The 21,263-nt window shown below is 38.3% G+C and carries 19 protein-coding genes; 7 read left to right on the plus strand and 12 right to left on the minus strand.

Annotation, left to right across the window (positions count from 1 at the left end):
- Nucleotides 1-121: 121 nt before the first annotated feature.
- Nucleotides 122-991 carry an N-acetylmuramoyl-L-alanine amidase gene (locus tag H6H03_RS14965; protein ID WP_190955888.1) on the minus strand — a complete coding sequence of 290 codons (870 nt, stop codon included), beginning with the start codon at nucleotides 989-991 and terminating at the stop codon, nucleotides 122-124.
- 433 nt (nucleotides 992-1,424) lie between these two features.
- On the opposite strand from H6H03_RS14965, the gene H6H03_RS14970 reads away from it, so the two are divergent.
- Nucleotides 1,425-2,066, plus strand: coding sequence for a class I SAM-dependent methyltransferase (locus H6H03_RS14970; protein WP_190955889.1), 642 nt, complete (start codon nucleotides 1,425-1,427; stop codon nucleotides 2,064-2,066).
- A 312-nt stretch (nucleotides 2,067-2,378) separates the two neighbouring features.
- Nucleotides 2,379-4,361: a molecular chaperone HtpG gene (gene htpG / locus H6H03_RS14975; RefSeq protein ID WP_190955890.1), complete on the plus strand. Its 1,983-nt coding sequence runs from the start codon at nucleotides 2,379-2,381 to the stop codon at nucleotides 4,359-4,361.
- Here htpG and H6H03_RS14980 read toward each other — a convergent pair.
- Nucleotides 4,351-4,524 carry a hypothetical protein gene (locus tag H6H03_RS14980; RefSeq protein WP_190955891.1) on the minus strand — a complete coding sequence of 58 codons (174 nt, stop codon included), beginning with the start codon at nucleotides 4,522-4,524 and terminating at the stop codon, nucleotides 4,351-4,353. The genes htpG and H6H03_RS14980 overlap by 11 nt on opposite strands.
- 124 nt (nucleotides 4,525-4,648) lie before the next feature.
- Between H6H03_RS14980 and rpmB the strand changes: the two genes are divergently transcribed.
- Nucleotides 4,649-4,885, plus strand: a complete 237-nt coding sequence (gene rpmB, locus H6H03_RS14985) for a 50S ribosomal protein L28 (protein WP_190955892.1) — start codon at nucleotides 4,649-4,651, stop codon at nucleotides 4,883-4,885.
- Between the two features lie 171 nt (nucleotides 4,886-5,056).
- Here rpmB and H6H03_RS14990 read toward each other — a convergent pair whose 3' ends face one another.
- Complete coding sequence (locus tag H6H03_RS14990; protein WP_190956051.1) at nucleotides 5,057-5,695, minus strand: Uma2 family endonuclease; 639 nt, start codon at nucleotides 5,693-5,695, stop codon at nucleotides 5,057-5,059.
- Nucleotides 5,696-7,533: 1,838 nt separating this feature from the next.
- On the opposite strand from H6H03_RS14990, the gene H6H03_RS14995 reads away from it, so the two are divergent.
- From H6H03_RS14995 to H6H03_RS15010, 4 genes are all read left to right on the plus strand, one after another.
- Nucleotides 7,534-8,133 carry a helix-turn-helix domain-containing protein gene (locus H6H03_RS14995; RefSeq protein ID WP_190955893.1) on the plus strand — a complete coding sequence of 200 codons (600 nt, stop codon included), beginning with the start codon at nucleotides 7,534-7,536 and terminating at the stop codon, nucleotides 8,131-8,133.
- A 121-nt stretch (nucleotides 8,134-8,254) separates the two neighbouring features.
- Nucleotides 8,255-11,329: a peptidase domain-containing ABC transporter gene (locus H6H03_RS15000; protein ID WP_190955894.1), complete on the plus strand. Its 3,075-nt coding sequence runs from the start codon at nucleotides 8,255-8,257 to the stop codon at nucleotides 11,327-11,329.
- Nucleotides 11,330-11,734: 405 nt separating this feature from the next.
- Nucleotides 11,735-13,282, plus strand: a complete 1,548-nt coding sequence (locus H6H03_RS15005) for an HlyD family efflux transporter periplasmic adaptor subunit (RefSeq protein WP_190955895.1) — start codon at nucleotides 11,735-11,737, stop codon at nucleotides 13,280-13,282.
- A 470-nt stretch (nucleotides 13,283-13,752) separates the two neighbouring features.
- On the plus strand, nucleotides 13,753-14,577 hold the full coding sequence (locus tag H6H03_RS15010) for a peptidylprolyl isomerase (protein WP_190955896.1): 825 nt from the start codon (nucleotides 13,753-13,755) through the stop codon (nucleotides 14,575-14,577).
- 250 nt (nucleotides 14,578-14,827) lie between these two features.
- Here the strand turns inward: H6H03_RS15010 and H6H03_RS15015 are convergent, their stop codons facing one another.
- The 9 genes from H6H03_RS15015 to H6H03_RS15055 form a co-directional block, all read right to left on the minus strand.
- Nucleotides 14,828-15,136 carry a HetP family heterocyst commitment protein gene (locus tag H6H03_RS15015; RefSeq protein ID WP_190955897.1) on the minus strand — a complete coding sequence of 103 codons (309 nt, stop codon included), beginning with the start codon at nucleotides 15,134-15,136 and terminating at the stop codon, nucleotides 14,828-14,830.
- 153 nt (nucleotides 15,137-15,289) lie between these two features.
- Nucleotides 15,290-16,387, minus strand: a complete 1,098-nt coding sequence (locus tag H6H03_RS15020) for a T3SS effector HopA1 family protein (protein ID WP_190955898.1) — start codon at nucleotides 16,385-16,387, stop codon at nucleotides 15,290-15,292.
- 220 nt (nucleotides 16,388-16,607) lie between these two features.
- The gene (locus H6H03_RS15025) at nucleotides 16,608-17,807 is read right to left on the minus strand and encodes a phosphotransferase (RefSeq protein ID WP_190955899.1); all 1,200 of its coding nucleotides are present in this window, start codon (nucleotides 17,805-17,807) and stop codon (nucleotides 16,608-16,610) included.
- A 412-nt stretch (nucleotides 17,808-18,219) separates the two neighbouring features.
- Nucleotides 18,220-18,453, minus strand: coding sequence for a hypothetical protein (locus H6H03_RS15030; RefSeq protein WP_190955900.1), 234 nt, complete (start codon nucleotides 18,451-18,453; stop codon nucleotides 18,220-18,222).
- Nucleotides 18,454-18,613: 160 nt separating this feature from the next.
- A complete protein-coding gene (locus H6H03_RS15035; RefSeq protein ID WP_190955901.1) occupies nucleotides 18,614-18,844 on the minus strand; it encodes a hypothetical protein in 231 nt (76 codons plus the stop codon).
- Nucleotides 18,845-19,011: 167 nt separating this feature from the next.
- The gene (locus H6H03_RS15040; RefSeq protein WP_190955902.1) at nucleotides 19,012-19,239 is read right to left on the minus strand and encodes a hypothetical protein; all 228 of its coding nucleotides are present in this window, start codon (nucleotides 19,237-19,239) and stop codon (nucleotides 19,012-19,014) included.
- Between the two features lie 141 nt (nucleotides 19,240-19,380).
- Nucleotides 19,381-19,611, minus strand: a complete 231-nt coding sequence (locus H6H03_RS15045) for a hypothetical protein (RefSeq protein ID WP_190955903.1) — start codon at nucleotides 19,609-19,611, stop codon at nucleotides 19,381-19,383.
- 151 nt (nucleotides 19,612-19,762) lie between these two features.
- Entirely contained in the window at nucleotides 19,763-19,993 is a 231-nt protein-coding gene (locus H6H03_RS15050) for a hypothetical protein (RefSeq protein WP_190955904.1), read from the minus strand.
- 689 nt (nucleotides 19,994-20,682) lie between these two features.
- Complete coding sequence (locus tag H6H03_RS15055) at nucleotides 20,683-20,946, minus strand: hypothetical protein (protein ID WP_190955905.1); 264 nt, start codon at nucleotides 20,944-20,946, stop codon at nucleotides 20,683-20,685.
- Nucleotides 20,947-21,263 lie beyond the last annotated feature (317 nt).

Genomic DNA, 21,263 nt, shown 5'->3' on the forward strand with positions numbered 1-21,263 from the left:
ATCCAAGAAATATTCGACCAACTTTCATTTGAGCAGGTAATTTCAGTCTCTTCTTACAACTTTATCCTGGAAGCTCTATTCTATGCAGCTTCATATTAAATTGGTATGAGATGAGCTTAATTTATCTATAAATAGGTCTGACCTGACGGTAAAGACTCAGTAACTTTAAAAACTTGTTCCCATCAAAATTAATGGGGTCAACTTTTTTACTCGAACGGTCTACTAGTTTGTGAGTAGTGATGCGATCTTCTGGAACTTGACTTTGAGCAATTAACCAAGCAAGAGAATGATATTGAGCTTCGGTATAGCCACTATGGGTTTGTGCGCTACCACTGTCATAACTATCTGGTGGTGTTTCTAAAGAAACGTGATAAGCAAAATTATTCACAGACGGAGGCAAATTTGGATTAGTCTGCACAGTTTCCAAACCCTCTGAACCCTCAAATACTGAGTTACCGGCACCAAAAGCTCGTTTGTCTGGCGGTACTAAATAAACCACTGTCCCATCTAACTTAATTAAAGCGTGGTAACTTGCTTGTACATTTTCATCAGTATGAGGGACTTGAAAAAAATTAATCGCGCTGGAAGCAGAATAACCAGTTTCATGGATGACGATAATTGGTTGGTTGTTGAGAGGTTTTCCATGAACGTCTGTGGTGTAACGTTCACCGTAGTTACTTGGGTCAACTGAGACAATTTGATAATTAGGTCTGTACTGTGCAAAAGCTTGAGTGGTTACGTACCTAGCTACAGGCTGATTTATCTTGACTGGGGATTTGAGAATACGCTGAGATTTCTGTTTTGGTTCTTTGGCTGATTGCAATTGCGCCTGCGGATATTGACTCCAGGCTGTAACCTCTGGTTTTGATGTATTAGATGTAATTGTATTATTTTCTACTTGCACCCCTCGTCCAATCAGCAGCACTATAATTAGAGCGGCGAACATCAGCGAGATGAACATTACTCTAGTCGCCCAGTCTGTAAACCTCATTTTTCTTATACTCGTACAACGATAGATATTACTGATAGCTAAACTGAATTTTTCACGAAATTTGAAACACTTCTCTGGAAACCTTTCCAAAACAAAAGCTATCCAGTAGTTTCTTTGCGAACAATCTGGAAATTCCTATGAGGTGGGTGAAACTTAGACAGGCAAATTAGTTTGCTTTTGTAAGCTAGTATAGCCAGCCGTACTACCACACCATCTATGGTATCCAAAGAAGAATCGTTATGTACCTTGATTTTAGTGAAAAATACGTTACTAGTATATGTTGCAATCCTAAGTAATTGTTGTACAAGCTTTTATGGCTATAGAACTATTTCGCTCAAAATCATAGTGCTGTTATTTTCGCTATTTTTCTGGGAATCCTGTAGTTGTATGCTCACTGCATTTTTCACTCCATCAGTTTAGGTAAGCATTATCTATGCAACTCATCACCTCCTTAGATATTAGAAATTCCGAATATTTATCAAAAAATCGGCTGATTAGTTACCACCACCAGTTGCGTCTAATTTTTTCGCTGGGTAATCAGGTAAAAAATGTTTTGGAAATTGGAATTTTTAACTCGCTATTAACAGACCTCTTAAAAAACAATGGATACAACGTTAGTACTGCTGATGTTGACCCCAATCTTAAGCCAGACATGATTTTGGATCTGACCACAGATTTTTCTTTGCCAAAAGATAAATTTGATGCGATCGTTTTGTTTCAAGTGCTGGAACACTTCCCCTATGAACAGTCAGAACAAGCCCTAAAAAAACTTGCCATTGCAACAAAGAAATTTTTGGTGATTTCAATTCCTTATTGCACTCAATATTTATCATTGCAAATCAAAACTTCGTTTTCAGGTAGACCAAGGCATTTATTACTGAATGTGCCAAAATTCTGGAGTACAACGCCAGTTTGTGACGAGCATTTCTGGGAAATGGGTCTTAAAGGATATCCCAAGAAGCGGATTTTAGATTCTGTTGCGAAAGCTGGGTTAACTGTCAAACAAGAATATATCGATCCCACCTATCCATACCATTATTTTTTGGTATTAGAAAAAAATTCTCACAGTATTTAGAGAGTGAGAAGATGGGGAGATGAGAAAGACAAATCAATTCAAAATTCTTGCATTAAAGAACTTCTGCCTCCTGCCTCCTGCTTCTTGCCTCCTAACTCAGCACTCTTGATGCCTTGGGAAATTAGAAGTCGGGGGTAGGGAAATCCGAATCATCAGATGGGGGCAAACAACGCTCAAGCAAGGCAGCGATCGCTTAAGTTATGCTTTTAAAATCCTAATTGGTATCATGCTCTCATGTATTCTCCGGGTTTATCCCTGAAAGCAGAGGGCGATATCATCATTTCAGAATACTAACATCAAAGTTTACTAATCATGTTAGAACAAGGCACTATCAGTATTCATACTGAGAATATTTTCCCGATCATTAAGAAGTCCCTCTACTCAGATCACCAAATCTTCTTGCGGGAACTGGTATCTAACGCTGTAGACGCCATCCAAAAGCTGAAAATGGTATCCCGCGCCGGAGATTACACCGGAGACATAGGCGAACCAGAAATCGTAATTGCCATTGACAAAAATAACAAGACCCTCTCTATCTCCGATAACGGTATCGGCATGACCGCCGATGAAGTTAAGAAATATATCAATCAAGTCGCCTTTTCTAGCGCTGAAGAATTTATTCATAAGTATCAAGGCAAATCCGATCAACCAATCATCGGTCATTTCGGTCTTGGCTTTTACTCGTCGTTCATGGTGGCGCAAAAGGTAGAAATTGATACCCTTTCTTACCAAGAAGGAGCGCAGGCGGTTCACTGGAGTTGTGATGGTTCTCCAGCATTCACTCTAGAAGATTCATCCCGGACAACTCGCGGCACCACTATTACTCTGAGTTTGCAAGGAGAAGAGGAAGAATTTCTCGAATCAGCACGGATTCAAAATCTTGTCAAGACCTACTGCGACTTCATGCCAGTACCAATTAAGCTGGACGGAGAAGTATTAAATAGGCAAAAAGCACCTTGGCGAGAGTCTCCAAGTAACCTGACTAAGGAAGATTATTTAGAGTTTTACCGCTATCTGTATCCTTTCCAAGAAGAACCACTCTTGTGGGTACATCTCAATACTGACTATCCGTTTATCATCAACGGGATTTTATATTTTCCTAAAATGAGACCGGATGTAGATGTTACTAAAGGACAGATCAAGCTATTTTGCAACCAAGTTTTTGTTAGCGACAACTGCGAAGAAATTATCCCGCAATTTTTGATGCCGATGCGGGGTGTGATTGATAGCACCGATATTCCGTTGAACGTATCCCGGAGTGCATTGCAAGGCGATCGCACTGTCAAGCGAATTGGCGATTACATTGCTAAAAAAGTTGGCGATCGCCTCAAAGAACTTTTCCGCGACAACCGCGAACAATACGCTAGTGTCTGGAAAGACCTCGGCACGTTTGTGAAATTCGGCGCCCTCAACGACGAAAAATTCAAAAAACAAATCGAAGACATCATCATCTTTCGCACCACAGCCAAGCTAGCAGAAAAACCTGCTGCCGAAACTCCAGCAGTTGAAGTCCAATCTGCCGAAGGCGATGCTTGGCAAGATGTCACTCCTGCTTCAGAAAACTCAGCATCCACCAGTCCTTACACCACGCTGAAAGAATACTTAGAACGCAACAAAGAACGCCACGAAAATCGGGTTTTCTACAGCACCGATGAAGCAAGCCAAGCTACGTACATAGAATTACACAAAAATCAAGGCTTGGAAGTCCTGTTTATGGACTCCTTCATCGATACCCACTTCATTAATTTCCTAGAGCGGGAATACAATGATGTGAAGTTTACGCGGGTAGACTCCGACTTAGACAATACTCTGCTGGAACAAGACAAAGCTCAGGAAATTGTCGATCCCAAAACTAATAAAACCCGCAGCGAGACCATCAAAGAGTTATTCGAGAAATCCCTCAATAAACCTAAAGTCAACATCCGCACCGAAGCCTTAAAATCAGACGATCCCCAAGGAACACCACCGGCGATGGTGCTTTTACCAGAAATTCTCCGCCGCTTGCGGGAAATGAACGCCATGATGGCACAGCAGACAGTAGATTTTCCTGAAGACCACATTTTACTGGTGAATACAGCTCATCCACTGATTCAAAATCTGGCGCATCTGAGCCAAGGTAATATCATTCAAGGTGATGGTCAATCGCCTACAGACCAGTTAGTCAAAATGATTTGCCAACACGTCTACGATTTAGCGCTGATGTCGCAAAAAGGCTTCGACGCTGACGGAATGAAATCTTTTGTTGAGCGATCGAATGAAGTACTTACTAAGCTGACAGAACAAGCTAGTAAGTAGTTGGGCATGGGGCATGGGGCATTGGGCATTGGTTATTCTCCGCGTCCCCGCGTCCCCCCGAATTTCTCACGCATAGGTGGAAGGTGTGGGGAGTGTGGGGAGAGAGGGGAGTGTGGGAGGAAAGATTTCTTCCCCATCCTCCCACACCTCCCACACCCCCCACACCCCTGGATTTCTCACTTGTGAGAAATCCAGGTCCCCCATCTCCCCATTCCCTTCTCCACTTCTGTTGTCTAAGTCCTAAAATGGAAAGGCTGTATTAAAATAACAATCTGGAGATAGTTGCTATGTCTCGTCGCTGTGAATTAACTGGTAAGAAGGCAAATAACGCTTATTCTGTTTCCCACTCCCACCGCCGTAATAAACGCCTTCAGTACGCTAATCTACAAGTAAAGCGTGTTTGGTGGCCAAGCGGAAATCGCTGGGTGAAATTAAAGCTTTCTACTAAAGCAATCAAATCCCTAGAAACCAAAGGGATAGAAGCAATGGCAAAAGAAGCTGGTATTAACTTGAATCATTACTAATTAACGTGGGTTTATAACCTGAAACTTTTGTAGAAGAGAATACAGGTGATTTATGGGGTAGCACATCAGTTGCTGCCCTATTTTTTATATTTTGAATACCTATTGCCTATACTTCGACTTACTTCGACTACGCTCAGTACAAGTCGCTCAGTACAAGTTGCCTGCTCCCTACTATATCTGCCTTTTTACCCAAGCACGAAAAGCTTTAAGTGTTGCATTTCTGCCTGCTGTTAAGCTTTGCTCAAGATATTGGGGAATTGCCTCGGTTAGTGGGAATGAAGGAAAGTTTAAGCTTTGCACAGACTCTACATAATGGCCATGTTGCAAAATATTAATTTTGAGCTTTCCTTGTTCAAAACGCCAAAGTTCGGGCACTTTTAGTGCTTGATAAATATTGGGATGAGTCCGAGAAGTAATGTCAATTTCTAAAGCTAAATCTGGAGGCGGGTCTACTGTTAAATCTAGCCGCTTCTTGCCGCGAACCTTTAATTCATTTTTTATATAGAAACACTGATCGGGTTCTATACCTTGAGCCATTGCCTGGTTTTTGAAAGTTGTAGAACCAAGAGTGATGAACTCAGTATTTAGTTCTTCCAACAGTGCTTTGACTAAATCGCTAATAATTTCTTTGTCATATTGATGTTCTGGCAGCGGTGCCATAATCTCCAATATTCCCTTGTCATAAGCAATTCGGGCTGCACGGTGTTCGCCTAATTCCTCTAGAATTGTTTCCAATTCCTGCCAGGTTACATCTTGCAGTAGCACTCTTTGTCCCGGTGGAACATGGATGCGCTTTAGTTCCAACAACATCATCTCCACTCCCAGTAGCTCAAACCTAAATTTAGCTTACTCCAGTTGACTAGGGGGTTGTGACTATTTTTGCTGCTTTATCGCTTAAATACGCTACGGCTTGTTGTTGGCGTTCGCCTGCTTAACAAATCTTCAAAATATATGGATGACTTTGCTCATACACATATAAGCATTTATTAAAGAAAAAACCCCTGGAGATTCCAGAGGTTTCGGTTCCTGATTTAGTTTCTAGTTGTTACTACAAATTGTCCTGAGTGATTTCCTGATAATGAAGAAGATAATTTTGTTTACAGCCTGAGTACTGGTTAGTGTGGGTTTTACTAGGGTATCGGGGTAATACTGCTGGGGTTTTGCATTTTGAACTCGGAATTTGGTTTGGGGAAAAGGGAAAAGGGTAAAGGGTAAAGGTTTTTTCTTTCCCCTTTACCCCAAAACCCGACAAGTATTGGGAAAGGAGTCACTATCACTATCCACTAACTGTTCTTCTTTTACACCTAGTCTCAACACGTAACCAAGCGTATGTAATTACTGTATTAATGGTGAATTAGTTCTCTGTAATGTTTTGCACCCCTAAATTATTTTCATTCTCAAGGTAGATACAGAAATACCAAATATGGTAGATAGTAATTTACATAGTTTTCTTACTATGGACAGATGTATACTCGCTATAAAATTATGAAACTATTGCAGTTTTAGCAGCCAGTTGTTAGCAAAAAATAAGTTAAATAACTTTTAGGATTTATTGATAAAAAAATTAAATTTTAGCTTATTTTTGAACAAAAATTTAAGGAAAGCCCATTTATTTTTGAGACATATTAATTGTGAAATTTATATAAATTTATTGTCAAGTTTTTACAAAAATATCATATTTTTTGTAAAAACTCTTGACTAAATGTAGGATTATTTTTAAATAAATAGCAGTGGATAAAAATAAAGCTTGAATAACTGTCACTTTTTTATTAAGCTTTTATTTTAGAGAGGTTCAAATCTATCACTATCTGCTGATGAGAAATTAGCTCGTTGTAGGCTACTGTAAGAAATAGATTTGTACTCATACCTGACCTTGAATGTTTTTAAGTTTCAATTTACCAAACTAGATCCCAAATCTTGTAGGTAATCAAAACTATTAAGAGGTTAACCTCCACAACTGTATTGCAGAACTTAGTAAAATTATCAAAATAAGGGCTACCCGAAGGCTCGAAAGTGTTTGCCTATTACCATCAACCAGGGGCGAATGGTTTTAACCAGCACCATTATTGCACTGGGCTTTAGGAAAGTCTGTCAAATTTTAGGCGTTAACCAGTGAAGAGTTTACTGGTTCTAAGTGTTTTACCATTAATTGTGGAAATTTTAGATTTTTGATGTAAATTGTGCCTTTTGTGAGCCTGACAAATCTAAAATTCAAAATCCAAAATTGGTTGGCTGCTTTTTATCAAGGCACGTAAAAGTTATGTCTAAGAGCATATTTTGTGAAGGCTGTTTACTATTTGTAAGCTATCTTGCTTTCGCAGCTTAAGAGTGCAGCCTCTAAGCAAAATTTGGCTGAATAGACATAATAAAAACTCAGGTAATATGTCTCAGGTTTTGGACTTATTTTTTCCAAGTGAAGGCCATTAACGTCAATTTGTAAGTATTAAAATCTGAGAAAAAAGCAGAAATCTCTCTAATTTTACCATATAGAGAGTAATAGATAGCGTTAATTGCACACCAGCAAAATATTTAATCAACCTTTTAGGACTAAGAACTTTTGCAGCTTTTATTCTTTTTTCAGAGTTTAAGAACAGGTGCAAAAGATAAATTTGCCCACATTTGATAGTTGACGGCAATTGGTAGAAACTATGTCAGAATATTCCGGCCAAGACAATGCTTTTGAAAGCTATGATATGCACGAAAGCAAGTTTTTAACGCCTTTTCAGCGGAAAGCACTACTGAAAAATTTGCAAAATAATTTACAAGCAGAATATCGTCGGCGAATTGAAATTATGTTGCTGGCGGATATGGGTAAATCTCAAAGTCAAATTTGTGAAACTTTAGGCTGTTCGCAGGAAATGGCGCGTTACTGGATTGGGATTGCAGAGGCGGGTATGGCGCACAAATGGAATGAGCGTCCTATTGGTAGGCCCAAAACAGTTAACGATCGCTACATGGAACGTTTGAAAGAATTAGTCAGTAATAGTCCGCGTGAATATGGCTATGCATTTAGTTATTGGACAGCGCAATGGTTGAGCAAACATTTAGCAAATGAATTTGGTATTCAAATTACCGATCGCCATATCAACCGTTTACTAAAACAAATGGGACTTTCCACTAAACGTAAAAACAATCAGCCACAAGAAACCGATCAAAATAAAGATCCTGGCATTACAATTTCTGATTTACAATCTAACCCTGAAGCTAGTGGGCATTGGTCTTTTAATCTAATTCAATCAAATAACTAAACTGTCATTAGTCATTTCTCTAAATAATTAATAATTCGTAATACCCGCTTTGCGAGTATTACGAATTACGAATTACGAATTACGAATTAAATTGACCAAATACAGTTTCGGAGGTTAGAAAATGTCATCAGCGTTTTCTCAGCAATATTTAGCGGAACAACTGACTCGAACTTTAGGTGAGCCGCTGTCAGATGAACAACTTCAGAAATGTATCAGAGTATTGGAAATAATAGAACCGCCGGTGGCGAAACAGTTTTGGGAAGCAAATACAGCCGCGGCAGGAATTTATATCGTTTTGAGTGGTAAAGTTAGGCTGTTGGATAGTTCTAATAACTTAATTACTACCCTTTTTTCTGGAGCATCATTTGGCGAGTTGACTTTATTTTCAGAACATAAATTCAGCCCTTATGTTGCTAGAGCTTCAGTTAATTTAAAGCTTTGTTATATCAAACGAGAGATTTTAGAAGAAGTAATTTTGACATCGGCTAGCATCGGCGATCGCCTTTTAAAACGTGCAGAAACTTGGGATTTACTTCTTTTATGTTGCCGTAATTCCTTAGTTAATCTCAATGGAACTGTGGAGGAGATATTTAAAGCATTATCTCTATTTCATCGTCACACTTTAGAAAGTGGTTCTCTGATGACTAACCTCATGAAAGATAAACACCTGTGGTTACTCCATCGGGGAGAAATACAAGACTCTAGCGGGCGGACATTAACACCTGGAAGCATCTACCTAAATCCAAAACATCTAAGTTGGCAGATAACTCAACCAACCATCGCTTATAGTTTGAGCAATGCTGATTGGCAAACAGCACTACAACATTGGCCACAATTAGCAGAATTAATAGCTTTTCAAGAACGTCAAGTTGAAGTGGCGACTGGGGATCGGGGACTAGGGACTGGGGAAGATTCTTCCCAATCCCCAATGCCTAGTCCCCAATACCCAATCCCCAAAGTTGAGCCGAAACAAAAGCAAAATAGACAACGAGCGTACTTTCCTAGTCCAACGGTGAGGGCTGGGCATTTTTTGGGACGTTTGACTAAACGATATCCGTTCTTTGAACAACAAAGCGCTTCAGACTGTGGTGCATCTTGCTTGGTAATGATTAGTCGCTATTGGGGTAAGCGTTTTAATGTCAACCGCATACGAGATTTAACTAACATTAGCCGCAGTGGCGCATCAATGCGAGGTTTGACAGCCGCCGCAGAAAGTATCGGCTTTGCTAGCCGTCCGGTAAAAGCTAGCTTCGATAAATTAGCACAACAACCCCTACCAGCGATCGCTCACTGGGAAGGTAGGCACTATGTTGTTGTCTATGAAATTAATAAAAAGCATGTGATTATTGGCGACCCCGCCATTGGTCAACGTAACCTGACTCATAGCGAATTTAAAACGGGTTGGACTGGTTATGCCTTGTTATTACAACCCACGGCTTTACTTAGAGAAACTGACGAAGCAGTTACACCATTTTGGCAGTTTTTTGATTTAGTAAAACCCCACTCCCAAGTCTTGATAGAGGTGTTTATTGCTTCGGTATTAATTCAATTATTGGGACTTGTGACACCCTTATTTACTCAATTACTTTTAGACCGAGTTATTGTCCAAGGTAGCACCTTAACTTTAAACGCTGTTGGTTTAGGATTACTAATTTTTAGTTTTTTTCGCGTTGCCATAACTGGACTGCGGCAATATCTATTAGATCACACAGCAAATCGTTTGGGACTAGCACTATTAGTAGGCTTTATTAAACACACTTTTCGCTTGCCCTTAGCTTTTTTTGAGTCTCGTTATGTAGGTGATATTGTTTCTCGCGTTCAAGAAAATCAAAAAATTCAGCGATTTTTGACTGGAGAAGCACTTTCTATTGGCTTGGATTTATTAACAGTATTTATCTATGTAGGATTGATGTTTTGGTACAGTTGGCAAATGGCATTATTATGCTTAGCAATTGTACCACCGTTTGTATTATTGGCGCTCATAGCTACACCGTTCTTGCGCCGCATCAGCCGCGAAGTTTTTAATGCCTCAGCCAACGAAAATAGTTATTTAATTCAATCCCTTAGCGGTATTCGGTCAATTCGTTCGATGGCAATTGAGCAAACAGTACGCTGGCATTGGGAAGAACTACTAAACAATGTCATTAAAAAGACTTTTAGCGGACAGATAATTAGTAATAAACTACAAATTTTCAGTTCCGCGATCGAATCCCTAGTAACCACAGGATTACTTTGGTTTGGTGCGTGGCAAGTAATTCAAAACCAACTGACCATAGGCCAACTAGTGGCTTTTAATATGTTGCTAGGCAACATTATTAGACCTTTTCAAAGGCTTGTTGTACTATGGAACCAATTACAAGAAGTAATTATTTCCACAGAACGAATTAATGATGTTTTAGAAGCAGAACCAGAGGAAGATTTACAATATCAAAATCGGCAGACATTAAGTAATTTACGCGGTCATGTAATCTTTGACAATGTGACTTTTCGGTATCATCCAGAAAGCGATATTAACGTATTAGAAAATCTCAGTTTTGAAATCAAACCCGAACAAACTATTGCAGTTGTAGGGCGTAGCGGTTCTGGCAAAACAACACTTTCAAAATTGATTTTGGGACTATATCCGCCGACAGATGGTAAAGTGCTGATTGACGCTCAAGATGTAACTAATATTTCCTTGCGATCGCTGCGTTCTCAAATTGGTGTTGTTGACCAAGATACATTTTTATTTGGCGGTACAATTCGTGAAAATATCAGCATTGCTCATCCAGAAGCCTCACAAGAAGAAATAGTTGAAGCAGCAACTTTAGCAGGAGCAGATGAATTTATTCAGCAAATGCCAATGGGTTACGAAACTCAAATTGGCGAAAGTGGTGGTATGTTATCTGGTGGACAACGCCAACGCCTAGCGATCGCTCGTGCTTTGCTAGGAAATCCTTCTTTCTTAGTATTAGATGAAGCAACCAGTCACTTAGATGCTGAATCTGAACGGATTATTCAGAACAACCTCAAAAAAATTCTTAAAGGACGCACAAGTTTAATTATTGCTCATCGACTTTCTACCGTGCGTCATGCTGACCAGATTTTAGTTTTAGACAGGGGAATTCTAGTCGAAAGCGGTAATCACGAGCAATTAATCGCCAAAAAAGGTCATTATTTCTATCTTAATCAGCAACAGTTGTCGCAAAGAGCTTGAAGATTTTTTTGAGTTAGGAGTTAGGGGGGGGGTAGAAGTTAGGAGTTAGGAATTAAGAGTTAGGAGTTAGGAGTTAGGAATTTTAAGTCTTGGTTTTGCCTTTGCTGAATTGGAATATGAATCATCGCCACAAGCTTTTAAAAAGAGGCTAAATATGCTCTTTTTATGTGGATGAAAGTATTTTATCTTGTTAATCAGCAAGCCATAATTTTGCATGAACAATCAGCTGAAACTCCCAACTCCCAACTCCCAACTCCCAACTTTTAACTCCTAACTCTCAACTCCCAACTCCCAACTCCTAACTCTCAACTCCCAACTTTTAACTCCTTACTCTCAACTCCCAACTTTTAACTCCTAACTCCTAACTCCTAACTCCTAACTCCTAATTCCCCCTTTCCAATTTCTATGCCAAACTCATCTAATAATTCATCATCTGCGTTCGCCATAGAAAAGGACGCTAAATTTTACCTAACTGAGGATAAAAGTGCTGGTGTCAATCCTCAAGCACAGGAAACATCTCAGATAAATGATTGGTTTTACGGTACTGAGGAACTGTTAGATGCTTTACCAAGAGTTTGGACGCGTTCCTTGTTGTATTTATTGGTTGGCTTTGCTGCAATTGTTATACCTTGGGCGATGCTTTCTAAGGTTGATGAGACAGGAAGTGCTAGAGGACGGATGGAACCTGAAGGAGCAACGCAACAATTGGATAGTCCTGTTAGTGGTAGTGTGACGGCTGTGAATGTCAAGGAAGGCGCAACGGTAAAAGCAGGACAGGTTTTAGTTCAGCTGGAGTCTGATGTGATGCGAGCGGAACTACAACAGGTGCAGACAAAACTAGAGGGTTTGTTAAACCGGCGATCGCAACTCGATCTTCTCAAAAATCAAATTTTACTGACGATAAATATCCAAGAACAGCAAAATAAGTCCCAAGAATTGGAAAAAATCGCCCAAATTAGCCAAGCACAGCAAAACCTTGATGCTAAACAAAGTACTTATAACTTACAACGAGTGGAAAAACTGGCTCTAGTAGAACAGGCTAGTCAAAATATCAGTTCTACCCAAATTGCTCAGAAATTAGCTCAGAGTCGTTTAAGCCGAGATTCCACAGAAGTTGAACGTTATCGCCAGCTTTTGCAAGAGGGGGCAATTCCCCAAACTAAACTTGTGGAACTTGAAAAAATAGCAGAAGAAAGCCAACGCCTGCAAGAACAAGCAAAATCTGATATTACCCAAGCCCAGTTGCGGTTAAAAGAAGAACTCAACCGTTATCACTCGCTAATGAGTCAAGCTTATTCAGATATTCAACTTTTCAAACTTCGCCTGCAAGAACAGCAAAGTAGCTATCGCGGTTTAGTGCAAGCAGGTAAACTGGCGGTACTGAAAAATCAGGAACAGTTAAAAGACTTACAAACCCAAATTACTAACGTGCAATCAGAAATTGCTCAAACTGGTAGCCAGATTACATCCTTAAAACTACAATTACAACAACGAATAGTGCGATCGCCTGTTGATGGTGTAATTTTTGAATTGCCTATCCAAAAACCAGGCTCAGTAGTAGAACCGGGACAATTAATTGCCCAAATTGCACCCAAGGGTACTCCCTTAATTCTCAAAGCACAGATACCTAACCAAGATAGTGGTTTTTTGAAGGTAGGAATGCCAGTTAAAGTCAAATTTGACGCCTATCCTTTCCAAGACTATGGAGTAGTGCAAGGGCACGTCAATTGGATTTCACCTGATTCAAAAGTTCAGAGGAGCGAGCAAGGTAACACGGAAACCTATGAGTTAGAAATCTCCCTAGCTCAGCCTTATATTCAAACCGCCAACAGACGTATTCCTATAACACCAGGCCAAACAGCAACCGCAGAGGTAGTTATTCGCCAACGTCGGATAATAGACTTTATCTTAGATCCATTTAAAAAGTTGCAACAAGGCGGTTTGGAGCTTTAGGAATTAATCAATATGCAAATGTAGGGCGTGTTGCCACCAAGCGCCGCACCTTCAATTGTTGAAGGTGCGTTAGCCTACGGCGTAACGCACCCTACATTTTTATATTTCTACTAAAATAGTGCATAAAAAATAGCAGTAATTTTCGTTTATCTCTGTGTTCTCTGTGCCTCTGTGGTTTAATAATACATTATTTTAAGGCTGTATTGCTATTAAAATCTCAGGTATAAAACACTCTAGTTTGACGTTTGTTAATATAGCTTAAAGCATTACTTTCAATTACTTAGTTCAAACTAAAAAGTCTTAAAATTATCAAGAAAATTTGATATTTCAAGTAAATTAATTAGAGATTTTATTTAGAATAAAGTCTCTAAAAATATATCTAAAAAAGATAGTAAAGCTATAATTAATAGAGTTGCAATTACAATCCCATCTACCTATTAAATTAGGTTAATATTTGGAGGAATTAGATTATGTCAAAGGTATTGACTGTTTCTCCTGAGGATATTCTTGACCATGTTAAACTGTCTTTTCAAATACCTAGTATATTGGAGGCGATCGCCAGTCGAAAAATTGTTGAAGATGAAGCTAAACAGGCAGGTATCGAAGTTGGTTTAGAAGAACTACAAAAGTCAGCAGATCAACTCCGTTTAGCCAACCAACTTTTAAAAGCAGAAGATACCTGGGCGTGGTTTGAAAAACATTATATTTCTGTGGATGACTTTGAAAAAATAGTCGAAACTACGTTATTAACTACCAAATTGGCAAATCATTTATTTGCAAACAAAGTCGAAGCATTTTTTTACGCCCACCAAATTGATTACGTCGGAGCAGTAACTTATGAAGTCGTCCTAGATGACGAAGATTTAGCACTAGAATTGTTTTATGCTCTGCAAGAAGGCGAAATTAGTTTCCAAGAAATCGCCCGCCAATACATCGATAATATTGAAATACGACGTGCTGGAGGCTATCAAGGAATACGTCTCCGCAAGGATTTTAGACCAGAAATAGCAGCAGCGGTCTTTGCTGCTAATCCTCCACAAATTCTCAAACCAATCACCACTCCCAAAGGAGTACATATAATTGCAGTTGAGGAAATTATTAAACCTCAATTGGATGAACAGCGACGGCTACAAATCATAGGAGAGTTATTTACTAATTGGCTAAAAACACAAATCGCCACTATGGAAATATCGACAAACCTCACGAAAGTTGTTAATCCTGAAATACCTAGAGATTTAGTAATCGAGCAGTCAGAATTTAGAAGTCATAATTCAGAAGTAATAACTCAGAATTAAAATACTCTTTGTGCTTGACTTTGAAATTGAGATTGTCTACTTAAATAGCTCCAGCCCTCAATAAAATTAGGGTTAGAGCTATTTACTAGAGATATTTAATTATTTTTCTTTTTACCGGCGTACTTATCATATTGACAGCGACGGACAAAAAACTACTCAACAACTCAATTAAATTGAAATTTGGTCGTCATAAAATGGTATGTCTAAATCTCCTAAGATTGACTGTAATTGCTGAATTCTTTTTTTACCTTTAATTAGATCCATATTTATCGTTATTCTGTTGAAACCAGGTTGATTCTAGTTGAAAAAAATCGATATTTTGGTTATCACTTCGAGCGTCGTTTCTTTTACCAAATAATGAATTGTTTTTCATTAATCGAATGTAGGTGCGGGAGGGTATATATTCAAGAGGATTATAGCCACTAAAACGTAGCATTAAAAGGCAAGCCCAAGAATATTTACCGTCTCTCACAGCTGTGATTATTTCTTCTAATTCTTGAGCATTAAAGTTAAATTTTTTATTGAACCCTTCATTAAAATCAGAAAAATCTTCATTCATCTAATTACCTCATGATTAAAAATTATTTTTCCTCATCAATTGAGAAAAATTGAATTACTTGAACAAGCTAAGCTTTAAAAAAGTTGGATTTTAGATTTTAAATTTCCGATTCAAATCTAAAATCCAAAGACTTTTGAGAAATCAAAGAGATTTCTAGAGATTCAAACAAGTGTATATATCCTCAGAATTTGCATTGAGATAAGGACGCTGTAATTCAATTTTATATAAAGAAAAATGTTTTAAAACTGCTGTCATCCGCTCTGCTGGTGTATCATTTCCTCCAAACCAACTATCAAGCAACCCATTAGCAATAATTTGGCAGCGGTTTGTACCAAAGCTTTCATGAGTGCTAAACTTTTGGTCTGGTTCTTCAGCGATCGCTAATCCTGGCGCAATTAATTTGGTGAACAAAGGCACTTGTTCTTCAAAATAAGATTGATTTTCTAAATACACTCTTTCTAATACTGGCTGAACAACCTCATATTTGTTTTTGTCAAAATAAAGTACTGCTGAATCACAACGTTCATAATCTGAAGGATTGTAGAGAGCTTTAAATGAAAAAGGAATATCTCTAGAATTGAGTTGGGTAGTTAAACTATCCATAACTGCAACTGCCCCTTCTGGGGTTAAATTGAAATAAACCCGCACAATATTTTGATTGCCATGAGAAGCTGCATTACCAATTGCCATATAGAATCCGTTTTGTACTACATTCTTGGGCATTCTAATTGCAACTAAGTTATTAACAGTGGTATTTCGCTGCGCTGGTTGCAAATGAAGATGGCGCTGTATATGAAGTTTCAAACCATTTTTATATACAATCAAAATGTCATCTTCTTCTTGAATTACAAGCCAATCGTTGCTGAAGTAGCCTTCACCTCTGTTGCTTTCATGCAAGCGTTCATAAAAAGCTACATCTACACCTAAAAGAGTATTATTTTCTAAATTTTGGTTGAGAGCTAAATTTGTTGTATCTGCATCAGGAGCAAGAGCAGATTTCAAAGAACCATTGTAATAGATACCGTAGAGAAAACTACGCAATTGCAGACTTAAAAACTTGTTTTGGAGCTCCAAAGGTAATTGCTGAAAGCCTGCAATTGCTGACTCTGGTAATTCCATTGGTTTGTAGTCTGGATGCTGAATGCAATAATGGGATTGGATTTGAACTTTATGAATGATGTCTTGTAATGATGTCTGCAATGGCTCTGGAACTTCTGATAGTTGAGTTTGTAGCGAATCTAATAGTTGCATAATGGCTGCTGTGTAAATAACAGAGGAGGGGCTTGCATAAATCCGGGATGATTCTTGTCACGCAGAGGCGCTCCAGACGCAGAGAGGATAAGGAGTTTTAAATTTCAATACGTACAATTTCATCCCTATATTCAGCAACGCCCAAAGGAGTAGAAGTAGTCTCTTTCAATCCAAAAGACCTCGATTGCTTGCTAATGCTGGACTATCGGCAATCTCAAATCTAAAATTGATTGACTTGCTTGTATACAGGAGATAAGTTTGTTGGATAGAGATCTGATGCTTGCACGCCAAAAATTGTTGGTATAGATGCTTCTGGACGGCACAATAAATTCTTGGCAACCTGGAGCATACAGATACCTGAATTACCAAATCTCTTTTCATACTGGAGTATCGCCTGAATAGATCGAATCAAGGCTAAACCAGAAAATTGGATAACTCGTTGCAAGAAATCAGGACGATGTTCTAGTACTTGAGGAAATTCAGCTAAATAGCTAGCCACTAACGCCGCCATTGATGGCTGGAGAAGTTGCAGAGGAGTCGTAGCTAGACGTAATGACTGTTCGATCGCTATATCTTTACCAATGACAATACTATACAGCCAGATTTGCAGATAGCTGGCTAACAAATTTCCCAAATCATTTGCTGGATCTCCCCAATCACAACGTTCCCAGTCAATCAGCCGAATCACGCTTTCACCTGAAAGTGATTCCTGAAAAGTTGCTTGTTCCCAATTGAGAGAAATCAGAATATTATTCAGCTTGAGATCGTTATGAGTCAGACAGTAAGCACTAAAAGCGTTACCCAAATCTGCGATCGCTTGTCCTAAGCTATCGTAACGTTGATAAAGGGTGAAAAATTTCAATCCATCGCTAGGAACTCTACCAAAAATTTCTGGTGTAATTCTATCCAGTCCTTGATGTAGATTTGGAGGTTCTTGGCTAGATACATTCTTGTGATTTTGGAAAAATTCTCGATATTCTGGACGGCTAAGACTTACACGATGAATCGATGCCAAAATACTACCAACTACCTTTGCAATCTCAGTGGAGAAAAGATTCTCCTTAATATAGAAATCTGCCAAATCGCGATAGTTACCCAGATACTTAAAAACAATAATGGAATTTTCTGCATCAAAATGCAGTGCTTCCGAACAATACGAGCGAATGTGGCTAATTTCTGGGAAACTGCGAAAAAAATTATGAATTCTCCATTCGTCAGAAAACTCGCCAATAGCTTTTCCTTCTCGATTGTAGCGTTCTTGTTTAACTAAAAGTTGCTGACCTTCTGGTAAGGTGATTAATAAATTAAAATTTTTGGCAGGCTTTAGCTCAATTTTGCTCAATGCTTGTTGTGCTTGAGTACATAATCCTAGAGGAATTAGGTAATCAAAAACATTTTGAGAACTTAATAAAAATGGCATATTGTCAGATATTTCCTTGGAAAATTGAAAGTTGCTATTACCCAATCAAGAAACTGGTAAAACAGTATTCTGCTGGATGTTTCGCTGTGAATCGAGCATTTGCTCAATTGGCGATCGCACTTTAATTAAGCTGAACTCTGTACTCAATAAAAACTATAGAACTCCCATTTGATTCCGTTAAAAAACTCATCGTCAATTTGAACACGCTAATTCCAAAATCCTGTAGTACTATTAATCTAATCTTCTCTGCATTCCCTATCCATATAAATAAGTTCAAAACCCAAAGCAGATTATTATATAGCAATCCTAAATCATTCGTGAAAAAATCTATTGCCTATTAGCAGTTTCCACTACTAATTTCAGAACTCAAATAGGATTGCTATAGCTTAGGAACTAACCTACAACTTGATTATCAGGCAGCACTGCTACTGCTGTAGGACTTGGCTATAAAAGCAATATGACCTATAGCATAAGTATCAACATATGCTTCAGCTAATTTTGTCAAAGTTGAAATGTCGCTAAATCCACTCCATTCGCTACCACCAGAGATAGAATCAACATCGCTTAAATCATTGAGAAAGCTTTCGGTTCCTTCAAATAATTCAGAGCCAGAAATATAGAGTTCAGAAAGAGTAATATTTGCCATGACTTATTCCTCAAATTCTTGTTGTAATTTTATTGTTGAATTTATCTGCATGGCTCTTAGGGATTATTAGATAATCAAGCGATCTCAGACATTCAATAGAGACAACTTTCTATTTTTTATCCCCCAAGAGCCATTGAGCTTAGTAACTACTACTCAACGATTAGTAGTAAGTACCGTGGCTGTAGGACTTAGCTACAAAGGTGACATGGCCGATAGCATAGGTATCAACATATGCTTCAGCTAGTTTTGTTAAGCCTGAAATGTCGCTGAAATTAGCATAGTTACCACCAGAGATGGAATCAGCATCACTTAAATCGTTGAGAAAGCTTTCGGTTCCTTCAAACAATTCAGAACCAGAAACGTAGAGTTCAGAAAGAGTGATATTCGCCATGACTTATTCCTCAAATCTTTGTTGTAATTAAGCTGTATTTGAATTTGTTCACATGGCTCTTGAGGATTATACGTAATCAATAAATCTCATTGATATATTCAAGAGAAATGGCTTTTTACTTTTCATCCCTAAAGAGCCATTGAGCTTTGTAATTAACTACTCAGCTATTAATATCCGCTGCTGCTGTAGGACTTAGCTACAAAGGCGACATGACCGATAGCATAGGTATCAACATATGCTTCAGCTAGTTTTGTCAAGGTTGAAATATCGCTGAAATTAGCATAGTTACCACCAGAGATGGAATCAGCATCACTTAAATCATTGAGAAAGCTTTCGGTTCCTTCAAATAATTCAGAGCCAGAAACGTAGAGTTCAGCAAGAGTGATATTTGCCATGACTTATTCCTCAAATACTTGTTGAGATTATGTTTTTGTTCAATTCATGTGGTTGGCTTTTGGGCATCGATAATCAATAGAGATGACTTTCTATTTTTTATCCCCAAAGAGCCATTGAGTTTAGTAACTACTACTCAATGATTAGTAGTAAGTACCGTGGCTGTAGGACTTAGCTACAAAGGTGATATGACCGATAGCATAGGTATCAACATATGCTTCAGCTAATTTTGTCAAGGTTGAAATGTCGCTGAAATTATCATAGTTACCACCAGAGATGGAATCAGCATCACTTAAATCATTGAGAAAGCTTTCGGTTCCTTCAAACAATTCAGAGCCAGAAATGTAGAGTTCAGAAAGAGTGATATTTGCCATGACTTATTCCTCAAATCCTTGTTGCAATTGAATTTATCTGGATGGTTCTTGGGGATTATTGGTAATCAAGAAATCCCATACATTCAATAGAGATAACTTTCTATTTTTTATCCCCACAGAACCATTGAGCTTAGTAACTACTACTCAACGATTAGTAATATCCGCCGCTGCTGTAGGATTTAGCTACAAAGGTGACATGGCCGATAGCATAGGTATCAACATATGCTTCAGCTAGTTTTGTTAAGCTTGAAATGTCGCTGAAATTATAATAGTTACCACCAGAGATGGAATCAGCATCATTTAAATCATCGAGAAAGCTTTCGGTTCCCTCGAACAATTCAGAGCCAGAAACGTAGAGTTCAGAAAGAGTGATATTTGCCATTTTTTCCTCTTAGAAAACTTGCTTTAGATGAGATTAATTGGGCAGGTAATTAAGCTCTGCTTTCCTTACCTGTTACTGCAATTTTTATTGATGAAATTAGCAAAGTCAAGCTTATGAAAGGGTTTAGAAAGACACATATCAATGAGTTGAGTCTTTATCAAAATAGAATTTAGAAGTCAGAAGTTAGAATTCTTTAATTGAATTGGAGCCGTACTGGTGAATGTAGCTTGTTTCTAGCTAGCAGTATAAAGAGCAGTGCTTATACCATTTCACGAAAAATCTGATGTAGATGTAGGTTGGGTTGAGGAACGTAGACGCCGGAGGCGGCTTCCCGAAGGGTAACCCAACACCTCAAAGTCTTGTATGTGTTGGGTTTCACTTCGTTCAACCCAACCTACGGATCTGTTTCATTTTTTTCTGGAATTAGTATTACGCATAGCCAATAAGGTTAATTTATCGAACTGTCTTAGCGTAAGTGTCGTAGAGAAGAGAAGAACGCCAAGGATTTGCCTTGCCAAGGGAGGTTTAGTGTACCTTATGTACTTGCAAAACGCTGTATCTAGGTTTTAATAAAAGGGTATGAATTTTTTATAAAAAAGTGCGTTCTAATATTAGAATTAGAACGCACAAATATAAGAGAAAACTTAAACAACAAAATTCTGCTCATAAATAAATTAGTAAATTGGCTCTTATACCAACTTCCTAAATATTTTATCTAGTTCTAACCTAAAGTTATCCAAAAGCGAATTGACTTCTTGTAGCGAGTTTACCCGTGATGTCTCAGGCTCAGTTGTAGTAGGTGAATTATTTGCGTCAAGTGAGTTGGAGAACTGCCTGCCCGTCGCGTTAGATAGTACACCACCTTGTACTGTCTTCATTTCTCCAGCATTAACTTCATTGATAAGTTCTTTGTCTGGACTAGGGTGCAGATCGTAAATTTGAATTCTAACCATTGACTCAACTCCAGAAATACTTAATGTTAAATCACATCATTGTGAATAATTTTGATATTTAATTTCAAAACTATTCCTTATATTATTTTGCTTCCGAATTGGGCAAAGTCAATAATTTTAGGCTAAGTTTATAGACAAAAATCAGAGAATTTTGTCCTAATAACTAACTAATTGAACTAAATTTGTTTGATTTGTCTGTCCTTTTTTATATGCGTAATTTATGTAAGACCAATTCTGTATGAAGATGCATTTAATTTTTTTACAGCTATTTACCTGAAAATAGCTGTAACGAACCGCCTTCTCTACGAGAGGCTTCC

This window comes from Nostoc paludosum FACHB-159 (assembly GCF_014698835.1).
In the GTDB taxonomy this organism is placed as follows: domain Bacteria; phylum Cyanobacteriota; class Cyanobacteriia; order Cyanobacteriales; family Nostocaceae; genus Nostoc; species Nostoc paludosum.

Coding starts and splice junctions, on each gene's coding strand:
- H6H03_RS14965 (WP_190955888.1), bottom strand. CDS start 991: ATGAGGTTTACAGACTGGGCGACTAGAGTAATGTTCATCTCGCTGATG.
- H6H03_RS14970 (WP_190955889.1), top strand. CDS start 1,425: ATGCAACTCATCACCTCCTTAGATATTAGAAATTCCGAATATTTATCA.
- htpG (WP_190955890.1), top strand. CDS start 2,379: ATGTTAGAACAAGGCACTATCAGTATTCATACTGAGAATATTTTCCCG.
- rpmB (WP_190955892.1), top strand. CDS start 4,649: ATGTCTCGTCGCTGTGAATTAACTGGTAAGAAGGCAAATAACGCTTAT.
- H6H03_RS14990 (WP_190956051.1), bottom strand. CDS start 5,695: ATGTTGTTGGAACTAAAGCGCATCCATGTTCCACCGGGACAAAGAGTG.
- H6H03_RS14995 (WP_190955893.1), top strand. CDS start 7,534: ATGTCAGAATATTCCGGCCAAGACAATGCTTTTGAAAGCTATGATATG.
- H6H03_RS15000 (WP_190955894.1), top strand. CDS start 8,255: ATGTCATCAGCGTTTTCTCAGCAATATTTAGCGGAACAACTGACTCGA.
- H6H03_RS15005 (WP_190955895.1), top strand. CDS start 11,735: ATGCCAAACTCATCTAATAATTCATCATCTGCGTTCGCCATAGAAAAG.
- H6H03_RS15010 (WP_190955896.1), top strand. CDS start 13,753: ATGTCAAAGGTATTGACTGTTTCTCCTGAGGATATTCTTGACCATGTT.
- H6H03_RS15015 (WP_190955897.1), bottom strand. CDS start 15,136: ATGAATGAAGATTTTTCTGATTTTAATGAAGGGTTCAATAAAAAATTT.
- H6H03_RS15020 (WP_190955898.1), bottom strand. CDS start 16,387: ATGCAACTATTAGATTCGCTACAAACTCAACTATCAGAAGTTCCAGAG.
- H6H03_RS15025 (WP_190955899.1), bottom strand. CDS start 17,807: ATGCCATTTTTATTAAGTTCTCAAAATGTTTTTGATTACCTAATTCCT.
- H6H03_RS15030 (WP_190955900.1), bottom strand. CDS start 18,453: ATGGCAAATATTACTCTTTCTGAACTCTATATTTCTGGCTCTGAATTA.
- H6H03_RS15035 (WP_190955901.1), bottom strand. CDS start 18,844: ATGGCGAATATCACTCTTTCTGAACTCTACGTTTCTGGTTCTGAATTG.
- H6H03_RS15040 (WP_190955902.1), bottom strand. CDS start 19,239: ATGGCAAATATCACTCTTGCTGAACTCTACGTTTCTGGCTCTGAATTA.
- H6H03_RS15045 (WP_190955903.1), bottom strand. CDS start 19,611: ATGGCAAATATCACTCTTTCTGAACTCTACATTTCTGGCTCTGAATTG.
- H6H03_RS15050 (WP_190955904.1), bottom strand. CDS start 19,993: ATGGCAAATATCACTCTTTCTGAACTCTACGTTTCTGGCTCTGAATTG.
- H6H03_RS15055 (WP_190955905.1), bottom strand. CDS start 20,946: ATGGTTAGAATTCAAATTTACGATCTGCACCCTAGTCCAGACAAAGAA.